Below are 17,320 nucleotides of genomic sequence, written 5' to 3'. Positions count from 1 at the left end.
GCGCCGTCACAGGATGCCGCCCTCCACGGAGGCGAGCAGGCGCTCGAAGCGTTCCCGCCAGCCCGGATCGCGGTCGTCGGCGCTCTCGTGGGTGAACCGCACGGTGGTGCCCGCCGGGCGGTCCGGCTCCAGGTGGAAGCGGATGCGGTCGCGGCCGGCCACCGTGTACTCGACGACCCGCTCGACGTCCCAGGCGGTGATCCGTCCCCGGGCCGCCGCGCCGGGCAGCCGGAGTACCACGGCGCCGCCGAGCCGGGGTTCGAAGGGCTCGGCGACGGCCAGCCACTCCCGCAGGCCCGCGGGGGTGGCCAGAGCGGTCCAGACCTCCTCCACGGGCCGGGCCAGGCGCAGCTGGTAGTGCCGTATGCGGGCGTCCCCCCGGCGCTCGGCTGTGCCCTCTTCGATGGGATTGGTCATGACACCAGCGTGGCCCGCGGACGGGGGTTCCGCACCCGTTGCGGAGGCGGTGCGGCCAGGCGTCCGGCGCCGCGGTGAGGCCCGGCGCGGCGGCCGTGCACGAAGGCCGGTGCCCGCGGCATGGATCACGGGAACCGGCCTTCGCGTATACGGGGTGCCCCGGCGGTCAGAAGCCCTTGTAGGAGTGCATGCCGGACACGAAGATGTTGACGCCGTAGTAGTTGAACAGCCAGCAGCAGAAGGCGGCGAGCGCGATGTACGCGGCCTTGCGGCCCTTCCAGCCGGCCGTGGCCCGGGCGTGCAGATAGCCGGCGTAGGCGACCCAGGTGATGAACGACCAGGTCTCCTTCGGGTCCCAGCCCCAGTAGCGGCCCCAGGCGTCACCGGCCCAGATGGCGCCCGCGATGATCGTGAAGGTCCACAGCGGGAAGACGGCGGCGTTCACGCGGTAGGCGAACTTGTCGAGCGAGGCCGAGGAGGGCAGCCGCTCCAGGACGGAGGTGGCGAAGGTGCCGGGCGTGCCGCCGTTCTGCAGCTTGTTCTCGTAGGAGTCCTTGAACAGGTAGAGGATCGTGCCGACCGCGCCCACGTAGAAGACCGCGCCGCAGATGATCGCCGTGGAGACGTGGATGTACAGCCAGTAGGAGTGCAGGGCGGGCACCAGCTGGTCGCTGTCCACGTACAGCACGGTGACGGCGAGGCCGAGGTCGAGGAGCACCGTGGTGATCAGCGGGAGACCCAGCCAGCGGACGTTCTTCCTCAGCGCGAGCAGCGCCAGGTACACGCCCACGGCGGCCGTGGAGAACGTGATGTTGAACTCGTACATGTTGCCCCACGGGGCCCGCTGCACCGACAGGGCGCGGGCGAGCACGCCGCCGAACTCGACGAGGAAGGACACCACGGTGAGCGACACGGCGATCCGGCCGTACAGGTCGCCCTGTTCGTCGCCTCCGTGGGCACCGGGGCCGTCCGGCACGTCACGGGCGCCGGCCGCGGCGCGGGTGACGACCTCGGGCCGCTCGAGCACCGCGGTGCCCCCGGCCTTCCTGACGGTGACGGCGGGCGCCGCCGCCTCCTTCGGGGCCGCGGAGGTCAGCGCGCCGGCCGTGCGGGCGACCTTGCTGCGGCTGCCGAAGAGCCATTCGGCGATGTACGCGAAGAATGCCAGCGTGTAGACGGCCATCGCGGAGTAGATCAGCGTGTTGCTGATGTTCGCGAGGTGTTCGTTGGTGGCGACGGCGAGGGTCATGTGGTCGAGGGTCACTTGTTCCGAGCCCCTTCAGCGGCAGGTACGGGGGTTGCGGCGTCCGGCTCCTGATCGGGGTCGGCGTCAGGGTCGTCGTTCTTCGTGGGTGCCCGGTCGTGGACGAGCGCGGCCAGGTCGCCGAGTTCCTCGGGCAGCTTCGGGGACTCGCTGCGGCCGAGTCCCGCCATCTCCACGAGGGTGGCGCCGTCGGCGCCGGTCGTCGCGCGCACCCAGACGCGGCGGCGCTGGATGAACAGGGAGGCGGCCAGGCCGAAGATCGCGGCGAGCGCGCCGCCGAGCGCCCAGCCGCTGCCGGGCTCCTGCACGACCTGGAAGCCGGCCCACTCCTTGATGTCCTTCTCGAAGGTGATCGAGCCGTTGCCGCCCGGCAGTTGCATGGTCTGGCCGGGCACCAGGCGGGCCTTGAGGATGTCGCCCTTGGCGTCCTTGAACTGCTTCAGGTTCTTGGTGTCCAGCTGGTACACGTTCTGCGGGATGCCGGCGTTGACGCCCAGGTCCCCGTGGTACGCGTTCAGCGCCAGCACCGGATTGTCGAGCGCCGGGAACTGGGAGAACATCGTGCCCTTGCCGGCGCCGGCGAAGGTCGGCACCAGGATCGCGTGGAAGCCGAGCTGCTCCTGCTGCCCCTGGGCGTTGCGGTAGCCGTCCAGCACCTTGATCGCGCCCTGTGAGGTGACGTTGCCGTCGATCGGCAGCAGCGGCACCGCGTCGTGGAAGACGACATGGCCCTTGCCGTCGCGCACGGTGACGACGGGCGCGTACCCGTGGCTGACGAGGTAGACCTTCGCGTCGTCGATGTGCAGCGGCTCGTTGACCTTGATGGTGCTCTTCTTCTCCTTGCCGTAGGCGCCCATGCTGTAGGTGATGGCCGCCTGGTACGTGCGCGGGGTGCCCTTGTTGGGGCCGCTGCGCTCGTAGGTTCCGGTGAAGTTCTTCAGGTTGAAGCTGAAGGGCACCAGGTCGTCGCTGGTGAAGAGGTTTCCGGACTTGAAGTCGTCGTACTGGGTGAGGGTGTTGGAGAACCCGCCTCCCTCGACGATCAGCTTGTTGCCCTCGGACTTGTAGAGCTGGCCCCAGGCGAAGGCGACCAGCAGCACGATCAGCGCGACGTGGAAGGCCAGGTTGCCGAACTCACGCAGATAGCCCTTCTCGGCGGCGACGGCGTCTCCCGCGACATGCGCGCGGAAGCGCCGTTGCCCGAGGACCTTCAGGGCGGCCTCGCGGACCTGTTCGGGATCGGCGTCGGTGCGCCAGGCCGCGTACGCGGGCAGCCGGGTCAGCCGCTTGGGCGCGGCCGGCGGGCGGCCCCTCAGCTGGCCCGTGAACTGCCAGGTGCGCGGCACGATGCAGCCGATGAGGGAGACGAACAGCAGGATGTAGATCGCCGAGAACCACACCGAGCTGTACACGTGGAACAGCCCGAGCTTGTCGTAGAGCGGGCCGAGCACCGTGTGCCGGTTCTTGAAGTCCGCCACCTTCATCACGTCGGTGCCGGACTGCGGGATGAGCGAGCCGGGGATCGCGCCGAGCGACAGCAGGAACAGCAGGATCAGGGCGACCCGCATGGAGGTCAGCTGCCGCCAGAACCAGCGGGCCCAGCCGAGGGTCTCGCGCGCGGTCCAGGTGATCCATCCCTTGGCGCCGGGGGCGCGGGTGCCGCCGAAGGAGCCGGGCACGGCGGTCTCGGCGGGCGCGGTGGACAACTGCGAGCCGGCCTCCCCGAGGTCGGGTTCGGCGCCGAGGCGGGCCTCCGGGGGTTCGGGGGTCCCGGTCGTCTCGGGGGTCTCCGAGGTCCCGGGGGTCCCGGTCGTCCCGGGCGTCCCGGGGGTCTCGTCGCTGTGCACGTCGGCGCTCCGTGTGTCGCTCATGGATCAGACCCCCACCGTGAAGCCGCTGGACCAGCTCTGCATGTGCTGCACGATGCCGTCCCAGACGCCGGTCAGCAGCAGCAGTCCGGTCACGATCATCATGCCGCCCCCGATGCGCATCACCCAGGCGTAGTGCCGCTTGACCCAGCCGAAAGCGCCGAGCGCCTTGCGGAAGGCGACCGCGGCGAGCACGAAGGGCACGCCCAGGCCGAGGCAGTAGGCGACGGTCAGTATGGCCCCACGCCCGGCGCTCGCCTGGTTGAACGCGAGGGCCTGCACGGAGGCGAGGGTCGGGCCGATGCACGGCGTCCAGCCGATCCCGAAGAGCGCGCCGAGGAAGGGGGCGCCCACGAGGCCGGCGGCGGGCCGGTTGTGGAAGCGGAACTCGCGCTGGGTGAGCCAGGGCATCAGGCCCATGAAGAACACGCCCATGAGGATCATGAGCACCCCGAGCGTCTTGGACAGGGTGTCCTTGTGCTCCTGCAGCGTCTGCCCGAAGAACCCGAACAGCGCGCCCCCGGACACGAACACGGCGGTGAAGCCGAGGACGAACAGTGAGGCTCCGGCGACCATCCGGCCCCGCCGTGCCTCGGCGAGGTCGGTGCCGGTGACGCCGGTCACATACGACAGATAGCCGGGGACCAGCGGCAGGACGCAGGGCGAGAAGAAGGAGACGAGGCCGCCGAGGAGGGCGACCGGCAGGGCGACCAGCAGGGCCCCGTTGAGGACCGTCTGGTTCGGGTCGGTGGCCGCGGCGAGCATGGACACTGCGGTCACGTCACTTCTCCGCGAGGACCGGGTCGATCAGCCGGCGCAGCTTCTCCTCGCTGAGGGGCTGCAACGTGCGCGCGGCGATCTTCCCGTCCCGGTCGAGGACGAGCGTGGAGGGGATCGCCTGCGGGTTGAGGGTGCCCTTGCGGAAGCGGAGCATCAGCTTGCCGGTCGGGTCGTACAGGCTCGGGTACGTGACCCCGTACTGCTTCTCGAAGGCGCGGGCCGGTTCCGTGCTGGTGTCACGGGTGTTGATGCCGACGAACTGGACGCCCCGGCCCGCGGTCTGCGCGGCGACCTTGACGAAGTTCGGCGCCTCGGCACGGCACGGCGAGCACCAGGAGCCCCAGACGTTGATGACGACGACCTTGCCCTTGTAGTCGGCCACGTCCAGCTTCGTACCGTCGATCGTCGTGCCGGACAGGTCGGGGGCGGCGTCCCGCTCGCCCTTCGCCGCGGTCGCGATGCCGTCCGCACCGGTGATGAAGCCGGTCTTGCCGGAGCCCCCGGAGGTGCCGCCGGAGGTGCAGGCGGACAGGGCGAGCGCCGCGACGGCGGCACCGACGGCGACGAGGGCGGTGCGTCGGCGGGTGCGGGTGCGGGTACGCGTGCGGTTCAGGCGTCGGGGGGCGCGGCAGGCGGCACTCATGTGAAAAGTTTCGCATGTCCGTTCCGAGGATCTTGCGCACCCCCCTCGCGGACGCGGCGCGGGCGGCGACCCGCGTGTCAGGCCGCGTGCGACGGGCTGCCCGAACCCCCCTTGCCGGTGCCCGACAGGAATTCCTTCCAGCCGCCCGCCGGCTGCTGCCCCACGTCCAGGGACTGCAGCTTGGCGACGACCTCGGGCCGCTGCACGTCGAGCCAGTCCGTGAACTGCCGGAACGACACGAGCCGTACGTCGGCGCCCTTCTCCTTCTCGCGTGCGATGTGCTTGAAGGCCGTCTCGACGGCGTCCATGTAGATGCCGCCGTTCCAGTGCTCGAAGTGGTTGCCTATGAAGAAGGGCGCGCGATTGGTCTCGTACGCCCTCTTGAATCCGGATATGTACGAATTCGCCGCCTGGGTGCGCCAGCCGGGGTAGTTGGACGGGGGCGCCTGCGTCGTCCTGATCGACTGGTTGGCGAGCATGTTGTAGTCCATCGACAGGACCTCGAACCGGTGCCCGGGGAACGGGATCAGCTGGAGCGGGAAGTCCCACAGGCCCTGCCGCTTCACCGGCCAGCGCTGGCGGCCGCCGGGCGAGGACGCGTCGTAGCGCCAGCCGAGTGCGCGCGCCGTGGGCAGCAGCCTGTCCTGGCCGAGGAGACAGGGCGTACGGCCGCCGATCAGCTCCTTGTCGTAGTCGAAGGGCAGCGACGGCAGATCGGTGAAGCCGGTGTTGGTGCGCCATTCCTTGACGAAGGACTTGGCCTGCTCGATCTCGCTGCGCCACTGCTTGGGGGTCCAGTGGTCGACCGTTCCGAAGCCGGAGCAGAAGTGGCCGTTGAAGTGGGTGCCGATCTCGTGGCCCTCGAGCCAGGCGCGGCGGACGTTCCGGAGCGTGGCGCGGATGTGATCGTCCGTCAGATAACCGATGTCGGAGGCGCCCGGCGCGTTGTTCGGGGGAAGGTACTTGCGCTTCTTCGACTCCGGGAGCAGGTAGAGCCCGGAGAGGAAGAAGGTCATGTGCGCGCCGTGCTCCTTGGCGAGGTCGAGAAAGCGCGGGAAGAGACCGTTTCCGACCTCACCGGCACCGTCCCAGGAGAAGACCACGAACTGCGGCGGGGTCTGACCGGGCTCCAGCGGTGCGGGTTTTCCGGGCTGGTTCGGCTGTTTGCCGCTGTCGGCGGTGGAGCCGTCACCCAGGGGGCGCGCGGTGGCCGTGGGGCTGTGGGACGGGCTGGAACCCCCCCGGCCGGAACCGCCGTCGGCCCGTCCGCCGTCCCCGTCCTTGGAACCGCAGGCGGCCAGTCCCAGCGTGGCCGCCGCACCCGCCCCGAGCCCTATCAGTCCCCGCCGGCTGATGTCCCGCATCCCGTCCCCATTTCATCGCGCCCTCTCGGTGGTCACCCATTCAGAGGGCGCGACGAAGACGACGGTTCCGCCGAACGCGAGCCTATATAGCGGATTTTACGAAGATACGCCCACATGGCAGGACTGGATACGTCTTGTGACGAAGCGTGCGTGTAAGCGCGCAGCGCCGGGAACCCGGACCCGTTGCCCGGACCCGGAATCCCTCAGGCCCCGAACGCCTTGTCCTTCCCCTTCACCGGCTTGGCACCCGCGAGGAGATGCGCCGGAACCAGTTCGCGGGCCGGCTCGGAGTACCCGACGGACACGATCCGGTCGCCCTGGAACGTGAACGTGGTCAGGGAGGCCAGCGTGCACTGCCGCTTGCGCGGGTCGTGCCACAGCCGCCGCTTCTCCACGAAGCTGCGCACGATCCAGATCGGCAGCTGGTGGCTCACGCACACGGCCTCGTGCCCGCGCGCCGCGTCCTTGGCGGTGTGCAGCGCCCCCATCATCCGGACGACCTGCTCCACGTACGGCTCCCCCCAGGACGGCTTGAAGGGATTGACCAGGTGCTTCCAGTTCTCGGGTCGTCTGAGCGCCCCGTCGCCGACGCCGAAGGTCTTCCCCTGGAAGACGTTGTCGGCCTCGATGAGGCGCTCGTCGACGGCGAGGTCCAGCCCGTGCGCCTTGGCGATCGGGGTGGCCGTCTCCCGGGCCCGCTCCAGCGGGGAGGAGACGACGTGGGTGACGTCCCGTGAGGCGAGATGCTCCGCGACCCGGTCGGCCATCCGCCGGCCCAGCTCGGACAGGTGGTAGCCGGGCAGACGTCCGTAGAGGACCCCGTCCGGGTTGGCGACCTCGCCGTGCCGCATCAGGTGGACGACGGTGATGTCACTCATGCTGCTGTGGCCTCCGCAGCTGCCCGGGCCGCCGCCGGAAGGGCGTCGGCGATCCGCTGGACGGCCCGCTCGTCGTGGGCGGTGGAGACGAACCACGACTCGAAGGACGAGGGCGGCAGGTAGACGCCCTGGGAGAGGAGGGAGTGGAAGAAGGCGGTGAACCGGAAGGACTCCTGCGCCTTGGCGTCCTCGTAGTCGCGCACCGGGCGGTCGGTGAAGAACACGGAGAACATGTTGGAGGCGCTCTGCAGCCGGTGGGCGACGCCTTCCTTGCCGAGCGCCTCGGTGACCAGCGTGCGGATCTCCGCGGAGACCGCGTTCACCTTGTCGTACGCGGCGTCGTCCAGCAGCCGCAGCTGGGCGAGGCCGGCGGCGGTGGCGACCGGGTTCCCGGAGAGGGTGCCGGCCTGGTAGACGGGCCCGGCCGGGGCCAGGTGCGCCATCACGTCCGCTCGCCCCCCGAAGGCGGCGGCGGGGAAGCCGCCGCCCATGACCTTGCCGAAGGTCATGAGGTCCGGCTCGACCCCGTCGATCCCGTACCAGCCGGCCCTGCTGGTCCTGAAGCCGGTCATGACCTCGTCGGAGATGTAGAGGGCGCCGTTGTCCCGGCAGAGGTCCTTGAGCCCCTGGTTGAACCCGGGCAGCGGCGGCACGACGCCCATGTTCCCGGGCGACGCCTCGGTGATCACGCAGGCGATCTCGCCGGGGTGCGCGGCGAAGGCGGTACGGACGGCGTCCAGGTCGTTGTAGGGCAGGACGACGGTGTCGCCGGCCTGGGCGCCGGTCACGCCGGGGGTGTCGGGCAGCGCGAAGGTGGCGACCCCGGACCCGGCGGCCGCCAGCAGCGAGTCGACGTGCCCGTGGTAGCACCCGGCGAACTTGATCACCTTGGACCGCCGGGTGAACCCACGGGCGAGCCGGATCGCCGACATGGTGGCCTCGGTCCCGCTGGAGACGAGGCGCACCTGCTCGACCGGCCCGACCCGGGCGACGATCTCCTCGGCGAGCGCGACCTCGCCCTCACCGGGCGTGCCGAAAGAGGTGCCGCGGGAGACTGCCTCCTGGACGGCGGCGATCACCTCGGGGTGGGAATGGCCCAGGATCATGGGCCCCCACGAACAAACAAGATCGACATATTCACGTCCGTCGGCATCGGTGAGATAGGGACCGCTGCCGGACACCATGAACCGGGGCGTACCGCCCACGGCGCGGAAGGCGCGCACCGGAGAGTTCACGCCGCCGGGCGTGACGGCCGCCGCGCGCTCGAAAAGAGTCTGCGAAACTGGGGCTTCGTACGGATAGCTCACACTAGCCATGGTGTCAGAGCCCTCGAAGATCCCGCGGACAGGTGTTTGCACGCACGTTTCGGCGAGCGGCCGCGGGGGAGGTCACTGGCACGATGATCGGGTTGCGCGGCGGGGGCCACGCGTCCTAGAAAAGCAGTCGGGTGGAGATATGCATCGCGGTGGCGGACTGGGCGAGGGGACCGATGACCTGGGTCCTCGGCGTGCCCGGCGGGGAAGGCACCGGCGCGAAGCGGAGGAGACGACAGAGACACGTCGGGCACAGGAGCCGCAGGAGGCGCGCGATCCCTATGGTTCGCGCGGCCCGGAGGGCTCCCCTTCACAGGGTTCACAGAGCTCGCAGCTTTCGCCGGGCTCACAGCGTTCGCAGGGAGATCCTGAGCGAATCGGCCGGGCGGCCCGTATGGACCGTGGAGAACGCACGGTCGACCGGCTGAGGACAGGGAGCGGGAATGGTGGTCGGGTGGGGGTGACGTACAAATACTTCGGCGCGCCGGACGGCGCCACGGCAGCCCGCGTCCCGATCTCGATGCGGCCCGAGGAGCTCGGTGGCGACGAGCTCGGCATGGGCGGCATGTTCACCAAGATCAAGCCGGAGACGATGGCGGCGATGGTCCTCACGGGCATCGAGGGCGTCCCGCTGCACAAGGTCCCGCCGCTGGAGCTGGTGGTCCTGCACCCCGACTACGCGGTCGTCAAGCTGCCCATGACGGTCGTGGACCCTCTGCGCGACATCGGCGAGGAGGCGGTGGGCGCCGCGGCCTTCATCTGGTCGACGGTCCCGGACCGCGGCGGCCCGCGGGACGCGTTCAACGTGTACCAGCTCCTGCACGAGTGGCAGGATTTCAGCCATCGGCTGCACGAGGCGGGGCATCAGCCGTACTGCCTGGTGTGGCCCTGAGCCGGGGTTTCTTGCGGTGTGGGCGGGGCCTTCGGGTCCCGCCCCTCGTCGTGTGCCGGGAGGGGCCGTCAGGCCGCCAGGGCACTTCGAGGGCACATGGGTTTCGGCGAGGGCACTGATGATGTGCCCTGGGCACCCTGGACGACGCCCACAGCCCTCACCCGCACCCTGACCTCGCGCATACGCCGCCTTGGCGAACGCCACGCCCCAGTCCACGAGCCGAGGCAGCCAGGGCTCGCAGCGTCACACAACGCCGGGCCACTCCCCTCCAGCCTGCAGCAGCCACTCCTCCGCCGCTTCCGATACGGCGGCGCTGGTCAGGCCGGGGCGGACACTTCAGGAGCAAGCAGTTCCAGCGCCTCCTCCCAGCGGTAACGGTCAGCCCCGCCCCCGGCCTTCGGCCGGTGCGGCTCGTACGAGCCGATCAGAACGCCCATCTCGCGCAACCGCTCCAGGCTCTGCCGGTACGCGGGATGGGCAGCCTGGGCCGAATTCACATACGGCAGGACAGCGGTGGGGATGCCCATGCCGTACGCCTCGCACAGGATGCCCAGCGCCAGGGTGTCGGAGATCCCTGCCGCCCACTTGTTGACCGTGTTGAAGGTGGCCGGGGCCACCGCGATGGCGCTGGCCGGCGGCAGTGGGCGAGGATCGCCGGGCGAGCGCCACGCCGAGCGGATGGGGTAGCCGGTCTGGGCCTCGACTGCCTCCGTGTCGATGAAACCCAGGCCCTGCGGAGTGGCGATAACGCCCACGTTCCAGTTCGCCTCCTGAGCAGCCGTGATCAGCTTGGCGATGTCGCCGGCGACCCCGGCCGCACACACGACGACGTGCAGGAACGGCTTCTTGCCCGACATCTGCGGCTCGGTCACGTGAAGCCCCCGATAAGCCGATGGTCTCGTTGGGCCGCCAGCAGGGCAGCCAGGGCCTCCGGCCCGATCCTGCTCAGCGCCCAGAGGCTGCTGATGTGGCGGGCCAACCGCCAGAGTGGGTCGCCCGTGTCCACAGGGGTGTGGAAGGACAGCACCTGGATGTCGTGGGCATCGAACGCCTGAGTGTCGAGGTAGCGCCAGCCGCCCGTGCCGCAGAGGTAGTGGGTACTGCTGGTGGCCGCGGCGAGGTCGGCGAGTCGCTCTGACCGGCCTTCTCGGGTCGGAATCGTGCTGCTGTCCAGTACCTCGCCGCTCCAGCCCATCGCGGTGAGCAGGGCGACCGTCGACGCCTTGGCAACGTCGGATACACGGTCGGTGTCCTCGAACTGATCGAGAACCGCGTCCAGGACGTCGCGCACCGCGGGCCAGTAGCGGCTGCGGCCGTAGTACTGGCGTATCAACAGGCTGACGGTGCGACGGGATCGGCTGGGTTCGACGAGCCGTGCCTGGTCGATCGGTGTCGGGCGCCCGTGGGGAAGGTAGGTCGGGAGCGTGAGCCACCGCTGCCGAGCGGGCTCGTCCAGGGCCGCCAGACGAGCCCGGTGCTGGTAGTCGCGCCGGGCGAACTGGACGTCGTCAAGGACGATCCACCGGTCGGCGGCGTACAGCTTGGCCAGCGTGGAAAGCCGCGGGAACAGGTTCGGTTGGTGGATCGCGCACACCGCGCCCGGCGGCCCGACGTGGAGTGGTTCAGCTGCTGATGAGGCGACTGTCGAAACCGGCGCCCAGGAGGCGCTCGTAAGCGTCATACACATCCCCCGGTACGTCCTGCTCGACGGCGAAGCCGAGCTTCGGGTACTCGATCACCCGTTGCAGGTCGCCGACGAGCATGTCGACGACGAGCTTCTCGTCGCCGATGGACTTGATGTAGTCGTCCAACTCCAGTGGCTCGGAGGCGCAGACAACCTCCGCCTCGGGCCACAGCTTGCGGCACGTCGCGTACGAGCGGCGCTCCATGTACGGCTTGGAGATCAGCAGCAGCGACTCCACCGCGATACCGGCCTCGGCCAGCAGCTCGCGGGAGAAGGTGATGTTCTGGCCGGTGTTGGCCGCCTTCGGCTCTACCAGGATCGCCCCGTCCGGCACACCCATACTCAGCGCATGCTCGCGGTAGTGCACCGCCTCGCCGCGTGGGAAACGGGCCCGGGTGGTGGGACTGTTGCCGCCGCTGAACACCACGATCGGAAAGAGGCCGGCGCGGTACAGATCGGCGGCCGCGGCAGCCACCCCGAGGTCGTGGCTGCCCAGGCCGATCGCCGCCGAGCAGGGCCGCTGCTCGTGGCCCATCTGGTGGTAGTTCCAGATCAGCGTCGCGTCGTGGAACTGCTCATCGGTGATCTGGCGCTGCTCGTGCTCCGGCACTGGCACTCCCTGGCTCATCCCTGCTGGTCCTTGCGGATGCCCTCGATGCTGCGCAGCTGGTGGCTCAGCCCGTACTGGCGGGCCACCTGTGCCGCCTGATCGAGGACGGACAGCCCATCATTCCGGGTCGCCGCATCCGACAGAAGGATGTGCCCGTACGCGGTGTCCAGCCGCACCCGCTGCATCGGGGAGTCGACCGTGCCGGTCGTGCGCGCGATGCCGATGTAGTGCAGGGCCTGCTTCAGGTCGCCGGCACCGCGGTGGGCTAGGGCCAGCTTCTGGTGCGCGACCGACCAGTCCTCGGGTTCGCCCAGGTCCTCGAAGGAGCGGGTGGCCTCGACCATGACGCCGGTGGCGTACTCGTTGTCGCCCTCCTTGCTCAACGCCGTACCCACCCAGAGCTGGGCCCTGGCGCGGTCGCGCAGGCTCAAGCGCTCGTCCGCGGCGAGGAGTTCGTAGTGGCGGGCGGAGGATTCCAGCTGGCCCGACATCTCCTGGACGACAGCGAGGGACAGCTCGATCTGGGCCACCCGGCGCGGGATGTCGAGCTCGGTGAACATGCCGCGAGCGCTCAGGTAGGAGTGCCGGGCTGAGAGTGGGCCGAGGATCGCGCCCTGATCGCGCTGAAGGTCGCCAAGGAGCACGAGGGAACGGCCGTACAAATAGAGGCCCTTGTCGTCCAGTTGGTGGGGTGCACGGCTGCCCAGCCAGCGGTTCAACAGGGTTGAGGCGAAAGGGAAGTCCTGGCGGCTGATGCAGACAACAGCGCGCTCGATGTCCTCGGTCCAGGTCTCGTAGTCCGTCGGCCGCATGCTCTGCCGTTCAGGGAACAGCACTGTCTCGAACCGGGATTGGGAGGCGGAATCCGCCCGTGCGAGCGCAGTGTCGAGGATGGCCTGGGTGTCCGGGCGGGGCTGCGTCTCCGCGCCGAGGCTCTCCCACTTCGCAACCGTGCGAAGCGCGACACCGAGGTGCTCGGCGAAAGCGCGCATGCTCATACGCAACGCGGCGCGCAGGGCGCTCGCCTCCCGACCTGTCCACTGCTGCACGCTGACCACGGATGACCTCCCTCCGTCACGTATGGAAGCACTGTCAGTGACGACGTGGGGCGGGAAGTGCAACGGAAGTACAACAGCAGGTCATTTCAAGGCCGTTCACGACGGCCGACGCTGTGGGCATGGACGACGACCTCATCACCGAACGCCGCCCCATCGCCTTCCCTCAGGTCTTCGGCTACCTGCGTCACGTCACCGGCGGCCTACCCCGCCATACGGCTCTCGTCGACTGCCTCACCGAATATTGCGACCGGCACGAACTAGCCTTGTGCGGCGTCTTCACCGACCGCGACGCCGCAGTGATCGTCCGCTCCCCCGCCTTCGTCGGTCTGCTCGACGCGCTCGAACTCCCTGATGCCTACGGGGCCGTAGTTCCGGCACTCAGCCACCTCGGCCCCAAGGGCCTCGGCACCGAGCGCGAGCGGCAGATAACAGCAACAGGCGCTCGTCTGATCGTGGTCCGCCCCCTCACGCCGACCACGCGATCCGCCTCTTCGCTCAGCGCGAGCCAAAGTCTTCGGCCGCAGGGCGGTGTGTGATGTCCGTGCGTGACGCGTTGCGAAGCGCGCCCATGGTGAACGACGTGTCGGGACTGCGGCTACTGAAGGTCGGCGACGGCTGGGACGTGGTGCGCACCTCGGCCGAGATCGGCCTCTTGGCTCTGGCCTACCTGCGCGGCACCGGTGCCTCCGTCGGCCCCGTGCTCTACGACAGGCCCAACGGGCGTCTCTACTACGCCGTCCCGACCGGCTCCGAAGCCAGCTGGGACGATCTGCCGGTACGGCACCTCTCCACCGACTCCTGGCTCGTCGCCCCCGGCCTGGAACTGCTCGACGGCTGGTTCGGCGGATGGTGCGAGCTACCCGCCGACGACACCCTCACCGACACGCACGCCCTCCGCGCTGCTCTCCAGCACCCCTACGTCGCCACAACTCTGGAGTCGGTTCGATGACCAGCCGCGCGATCATGTGCCGCAAGCGGTGGACCCTCCAGCCCGACCGGGAACCCGACGCCGAGCCCACCACTTACGCGATGCAGTGCACGGTCTGTGGCGAAACCTCACTGTCCGGCACCGACTTCGCCGAACCGCAGAGCTGGGTGTTCACGCATGGTGGCCGCAACCCCTCACACCATACGTACCGGGAGATCATCACCCGCCCCTGGCGGGCCTGGCGGAAGCCGTGAACCGCCGTGTCGCCGCCCAGGCAGCTCGGGCCGCCCGCTACGCCGGACCACTGCTGATCGTGCTCGTGTCTGCCTCGTGCGGCTTCGTGATCGGCGTGGCCGCCTCGACCGCACGGCTCATGCCATGACCCGCGCTTGGTGAAGGGATCCACCGGCCGAGCGAGCGGCCAACCTGATCGCCGCCCACCACCAGGCCCGACCAACCCCTCACACCCACCTCGTGGAGGTCCAATGATCGAGACGAACACCAGCGCCAAGAGGCTGAGGCTCAAAGCAGCTCCGCAGCTCGTGGCCAGCCCGTTTCTCGCCCAGTACCTCCTCGTCCAGCCCGGGCGGGCGGCCGGCGTGCGCATCCCGGAGGTCCGCTACGAGGAGCTGCGGGCTGCGGGGGCGGAAGGGCGATCCGTCCCGGACTGGCTGGCCGACGCGGCGAGGGAAGCGTGGGGGACCAAGCTGTCCTCGTCGCCGCCGGTCGGCGACATCGTCCTCGTCCGCGAGCGGTCGCGGTACGGGTACGGCAAGGCGTCGTGGGAGATCAACCTCGGCTGCGACTACGACTGCGAGTTCTGCTACCTCGGGGAGAAGCGGTTCGATGGCCTGGACTGGGCCGGTAAGCAGGCACTGCTGCAGACACTGAGGGACGCTGGTGTCTTGTGGTTGCAGATCACCGGCGGTGAGGCGCTGATCGACCGCGAGTTCGGCGCGGCGTACGAGTACGCCCACCAGCTCGGGATGATGGTCCAGGTCTCGTCCAACGGCTCCTCGCTGCGGAAGCAGCCGATCCGGGACCTGTTCGCCCGCCACCGGCCGTACCGACTGACCCTGAGCGTCTACGGAGCCACCGCCGAGACGTACGACAAGGTGACGCGGAACCGCGGGGCGTTCGGCCGGTTCCTGAAGGGCCTAGATGCCGCCCGCCAGGACAGACTGCCGGTCCGCCTGAACGTGATCGTGTCGGACGGCAACGCGCACGAGACAGACGCGATGGTGCGCCTCTCGAAGTCGTACGGCTTCCCTCACCAGGTCTTCACGAACATGTCGCCCACGATCGACGGCGAGGCGAACCCCCTGGCGACGCAGGCGCTGGGCCATCTCAAGGCCCGCAGCATCTTCACCGGCTGCAACGCCGGCCACACGTTCTTCCACGTCAACCCACACGGCATCGCGTCGATCTGCAAGGTCGGCCGTGACCCGAGCGTGAACCTCATCACCGAGGGCGTCGAAGCCCTCCCCCGACTCGGCGCGGTCGCCGAGTCCCTACAGCTCCGCACCGGTGGATGTTCCGGCTGCACGAAGGTCGGCACGTGCCGCACGTGCCGACCGCTGGCCAGGCTCTACCAGGAGGCGGGGGACCGACGAGAGCTCTACTGCCAACATGGAGGTTACGGATCATGACCCCGCCCACCACACTCCTGACCCCGCCTCGCGAACCGGTCATGCTCACCATCGGCCGACATCCGGCGGACAACCCGACCAGCGCCCTGCCAGTACCGCTGACCGCCGCGTCGATCAAGGACGACGAGTTCCAGATCATCGCCGACCTGGACGAGGCGGCCGAGGGCGCCGAGTGCAGCTGCTCCGCTGGGGACGACCAGCCGTACTAGATCCACCACGGACGGCACCCGTGCCGCCCGCTCCTTCCACCCCCTCAGTGCCGCCCCGGCCGTACCCTGGCCGGGGCGGCATTCCCTGTACCCGAGCCCCTTGAGGAACCGCGTGTGTCCATGTCCCGCATCCCGTTCGAGCAGCTTCCCGCCGACGTCCGCCGAGCCGTCGCCGACAAGAGCGGCGCCGTTCACCAGGCGATGACCGTGCAAGGCGGCATGAACTCCGGCATCGCCTCCGTCCTGGAGACGAACGGCGGCCGGGTCTTCGTGAAGGGCATCCCAGCCGATCATTCCCAGGTCGCTGCCCAGCGCCGCGAGGTGGCCGTCGCGCCCTACCTGCCGGCCTCCTGTCCCCGCCTGTACTGGCACCTGGAGTCCGGTGGCTGGAGCTTGCTCGGCTACGAGGTGATCGACGGCCGCCACGCCGACTACACGCCAGGCTCACCCGACCTGCCGCTCGTGGAAACCGCGCTTGTCGAACTGCAGGGCGTTACAGCACCCGCCGGCATTGGGATCAAGGACGCCGTCGACCGGTGGGCGGACTACGCACCGCCAGGTACGCTGCACTACTTCGAGGGCAACACTCTCCTGCACACCGACTTCGCCCCGGACAACGTCCTGATCACCGGCGCCCGCGCACGACTCATCGACTGGGCCTGGCCGACGCGAGGGGCAGCCTGGATCGACCCCGGCGCACTTGTCCTCCAGCTCATGGACGCCGGGCATTCCGTGGAGGAGGCCCTCGCCTTCACAAGTCGGTTCCCGTCCTGGCGGGATGCCAAGGCCGAGGCTCTCGCGGCGTTCAGCTCGGCCACGGCGGCCCTGTGGCGGGAGATCGCCGAAGTGGACCCGACTCCATGGAAGTCGGGGATGGCGGAGCAGGCGGCGACGCTCGCGAGCATCCAAAACGGGAACCTGTAGGCGCTAGGTGTATTGACCCGTCTTATCCTCCACCAGTGCCTCACCGGGCACGATGCCGAAGGGCTCGCCGTTCGCGGTGTGGCCCCTCGGCGTACGTAATTGCGCCGCCTCAGCTGGCGGCAGCCGGTGCACGGTCCGAGCTCTACGGCGGGCAGCCCAGCGCCGCAGAGGCGGTTGCTCGGCCGTGCTGGTCGGGACGGCGAATTGAACGTGCAGCGGGGCGGCAGAGCAGCACTACCGCTCCGCATAGCGCAGGAACTGCCAGCCCAGTACGGCCAGGGCAAGTGTCTGTGCAAGGGAGACGATCACGAGTAAAGGCTGGACGGCGGGAGAGCACCAGAATGCGGTCACGCAGATCATCGGCAAGGCCAAGTACGTGAACAGATCCACAGCGGCCTGTAGTCGCTTGCGTGTGGTGCGGCTCGCATCGTCGCGGTGGTAGATCTCCCAGCCGAACACTGCGCCGTGGGCGCCGCTGAGCTCGGCCAGTCGCGGTCCCAGTTGGTCGCGGATGTAGCCGCCGACCGCCGAGATCTTCTCGTCATTGACCAGGTAGGTCCAGCCCAGGACCAGAGAGACCGCAGGGACAGCGAGCAGCAGTTGAGCCTGCCTGCTCTGGACGGTGATCGCCAGGACCGCCGTGACCGCGGCGAGCGTGAAGTAGAGCAGGTTGTCACGGAAGCCTATCCGGGTTTTCTGTTCCTCCTTGATGCGGTCGTACTCGGCCAGCAGCAGTCTGCTCTCGGTGACGTCTTCTGTGGCGGCCACGGCCATTCCTAAGCTCGGGTCCCGGCTGGGCTGATGAGTGGGCGGGCAGGGATCCGGCGCTCCGGACCCTG

General features: G+C 69.4%; 20 protein-coding genes. 7 read left to right on the top strand and 13 right to left on the bottom strand.

The genetic code is table 11. The features are described from left to right. Positions 1 to 6: 6 nt before the first annotated feature. From ACFYMU_RS26995 to hemL, 8 genes are all read right to left on the bottom strand, one after another. A complete protein-coding gene (locus ACFYMU_RS26995; protein ID WP_388378226.1) occupies positions 7 to 417 on the bottom strand; it encodes an SRPBCC domain-containing protein in 411 nt (136 codons plus the stop codon). Between the two features lie 166 nt (positions 418 to 583). Continuing rightward, complete coding sequence (ccsB, locus tag ACFYMU_RS26990) at positions 584 to 1,666, bottom strand: c-type cytochrome biogenesis protein CcsB (RefSeq protein ID WP_388378408.1); 1,083 nt, start codon at positions 1,664 to 1,666, stop codon at positions 584 to 586. Positions 1,667 to 1,677: 11 nt separating this feature from the next. Then, a complete protein-coding gene (locus tag ACFYMU_RS26985; protein WP_388378223.1) occupies positions 1,678 to 3,552 on the bottom strand; it encodes a cytochrome c biogenesis protein ResB in 1,875 nt (624 codons plus the stop codon). Positions 3,553 to 3,555: 3 nt separating this feature from the next. Beyond that, positions 3,556 to 4,329 carry a cytochrome c biogenesis CcdA family protein gene (locus ACFYMU_RS26980; RefSeq protein WP_388378220.1) on the bottom strand — a complete coding sequence of 258 codons (774 nt, stop codon included), beginning with the start codon at positions 4,327 to 4,329 and terminating at the stop codon, positions 3,556 to 3,558. 1 nt (position 4,330) lies between these two features. Next, on the bottom strand, positions 4,331 to 4,972 hold the full coding sequence (locus ACFYMU_RS26975; protein ID WP_388378217.1) for a TlpA family protein disulfide reductase: 642 nt from the start codon (positions 4,970 to 4,972) through the stop codon (positions 4,331 to 4,333). A gap of 77 nt (positions 4,973 to 5,049) precedes the next feature. After that, on the bottom strand, positions 5,050 to 6,336 hold the full coding sequence (locus tag ACFYMU_RS26970) for a hypothetical protein (RefSeq protein ID WP_388378214.1): 1,287 nt from the start codon (positions 6,334 to 6,336) through the stop codon (positions 5,050 to 5,052). Positions 6,337 to 6,539: 203 nt separating this feature from the next. Next, the gene (locus ACFYMU_RS26965; protein ID WP_388378211.1) at positions 6,540 to 7,214 is read right to left on the bottom strand and encodes a histidine phosphatase family protein; all 675 of its coding nucleotides are present in this window, start codon (positions 7,212 to 7,214) and stop codon (positions 6,540 to 6,542) included. After that, on the bottom strand, positions 7,211 to 8,530 hold the full coding sequence (gene hemL, locus ACFYMU_RS26960; RefSeq protein ID WP_388378208.1) for a glutamate-1-semialdehyde 2,1-aminomutase: 1,320 nt from the start codon (positions 8,528 to 8,530) through the stop codon (positions 7,211 to 7,213). Before hemL ends, ACFYMU_RS26965 begins: the two co-directional genes overlap by 4 nt. Before the next feature lie 391 nt (positions 8,531 to 8,921). Between hemL and ACFYMU_RS26955 the strand changes: the two genes are divergently transcribed. Next, positions 8,922 to 9,419 (top strand): hypothetical protein, encoded by a 498-nt coding sequence (locus ACFYMU_RS26955; RefSeq protein WP_388378205.1) that lies wholly within the window; start codon positions 8,922 to 8,924, stop codon positions 9,417 to 9,419. 317 nt (positions 9,420 to 9,736) lie between these two features. Here the strand turns inward: ACFYMU_RS26955 and ACFYMU_RS26950 are convergent, their stop codons facing one another. Genes ACFYMU_RS26950 through ACFYMU_RS26935 form a run of 4 tightly spaced genes read right to left on the bottom strand, consistent with a single transcriptional unit; the run spans position 9,737 to position 12,771 of the window. Then, positions 9,737 to 10,291, bottom strand: a complete 555-nt coding sequence (locus ACFYMU_RS26950; protein ID WP_388378202.1) for a flavoprotein — start codon at positions 10,289 to 10,291, stop codon at positions 9,737 to 9,739. After that, positions 10,288 to 11,013: a WbqC family protein gene (locus tag ACFYMU_RS26945; RefSeq protein ID WP_388378199.1), complete on the bottom strand. Its 726-nt coding sequence runs from the start codon at positions 11,011 to 11,013 to the stop codon at positions 10,288 to 10,290. Before ACFYMU_RS26945 ends, ACFYMU_RS26950 begins: the two co-directional genes overlap by 4 nt. A gap of 28 nt (positions 11,014 to 11,041) precedes the next feature. Further along, the gene (locus ACFYMU_RS26940) at positions 11,042 to 11,731 is read right to left on the bottom strand and encodes a YdcF family protein (RefSeq protein WP_388378196.1); all 690 of its coding nucleotides are present in this window, start codon (positions 11,729 to 11,731) and stop codon (positions 11,042 to 11,044) included. Next, positions 11,728 to 12,771: a helix-turn-helix domain-containing protein gene (locus ACFYMU_RS26935; protein WP_388378193.1), complete on the bottom strand. Its 1,044-nt coding sequence runs from the start codon at positions 12,769 to 12,771 to the stop codon at positions 11,728 to 11,730. The genes ACFYMU_RS26940 and ACFYMU_RS26935 overlap by 4 nt, the downstream gene beginning before the upstream one ends. Positions 12,772 to 12,890: 119 nt before the next feature. On the opposite strand from ACFYMU_RS26935, the gene ACFYMU_RS26930 reads away from it, so the two are divergent. The 6 genes from ACFYMU_RS26930 (at position 12,891) to ACFYMU_RS26905 (ending at position 16,481) form a co-directional block, all read left to right on the top strand. Continuing rightward, entirely contained in the window at positions 12,891 to 13,307 is a 417-nt protein-coding gene (locus ACFYMU_RS26930) for a hypothetical protein (protein WP_388378190.1), read from the top strand. A gap of 32 nt (positions 13,308 to 13,339) precedes the next feature. Beyond that, the gene (locus tag ACFYMU_RS26925; RefSeq protein WP_388378187.1) at positions 13,340 to 13,720 is read left to right on the top strand and encodes a hypothetical protein; all 381 of its coding nucleotides are present in this window, start codon (positions 13,340 to 13,342) and stop codon (positions 13,718 to 13,720) included. Continuing rightward, on the top strand, positions 13,717 to 13,953 hold the full coding sequence (locus tag ACFYMU_RS26920) for a hypothetical protein (protein ID WP_388378184.1): 237 nt from the start codon (positions 13,717 to 13,719) through the stop codon (positions 13,951 to 13,953). Before ACFYMU_RS26925 ends, ACFYMU_RS26920 begins: the two co-directional genes overlap by 4 nt. 231 nt (positions 13,954 to 14,184) lie before the next feature. After that, complete coding sequence (locus ACFYMU_RS26915; RefSeq protein WP_388378181.1) at positions 14,185 to 15,348, top strand: radical SAM protein; 1,164 nt, start codon at positions 14,185 to 14,187, stop codon at positions 15,346 to 15,348. Then, complete coding sequence (locus ACFYMU_RS26910; RefSeq protein WP_388378178.1) at positions 15,345 to 15,557, top strand: hypothetical protein; 213 nt, start codon at positions 15,345 to 15,347, stop codon at positions 15,555 to 15,557. Before ACFYMU_RS26915 ends, ACFYMU_RS26910 begins: the two co-directional genes overlap by 4 nt. Before the next feature lie 120 nt (positions 15,558 to 15,677). Next, complete coding sequence (locus tag ACFYMU_RS26905; protein ID WP_388378176.1) at positions 15,678 to 16,481, top strand: phosphotransferase family protein; 804 nt, start codon at positions 15,678 to 15,680, stop codon at positions 16,479 to 16,481. Between the two features lie 234 nt (positions 16,482 to 16,715). On the opposite strand, the gene ACFYMU_RS26900 is transcribed toward ACFYMU_RS26905, so the two are convergent. Beyond that, positions 16,716 to 17,255, bottom strand: a complete 540-nt coding sequence (locus tag ACFYMU_RS26900) for a hypothetical protein (protein WP_388378173.1) — start codon at positions 17,253 to 17,255, stop codon at positions 16,716 to 16,718. Positions 17,256 to 17,320 lie beyond the last annotated feature (65 nt).

The sequence above is a fragment of the Streptomyces sp. NPDC007264 genome (assembly GCF_042869095.1).
Classification (GTDB): domain Bacteria; phylum Actinomycetota; class Actinomycetes; order Streptomycetales; family Streptomycetaceae; genus Streptomyces.
This window is presented reverse-complemented; position numbering and strand designations above follow the sequence as displayed.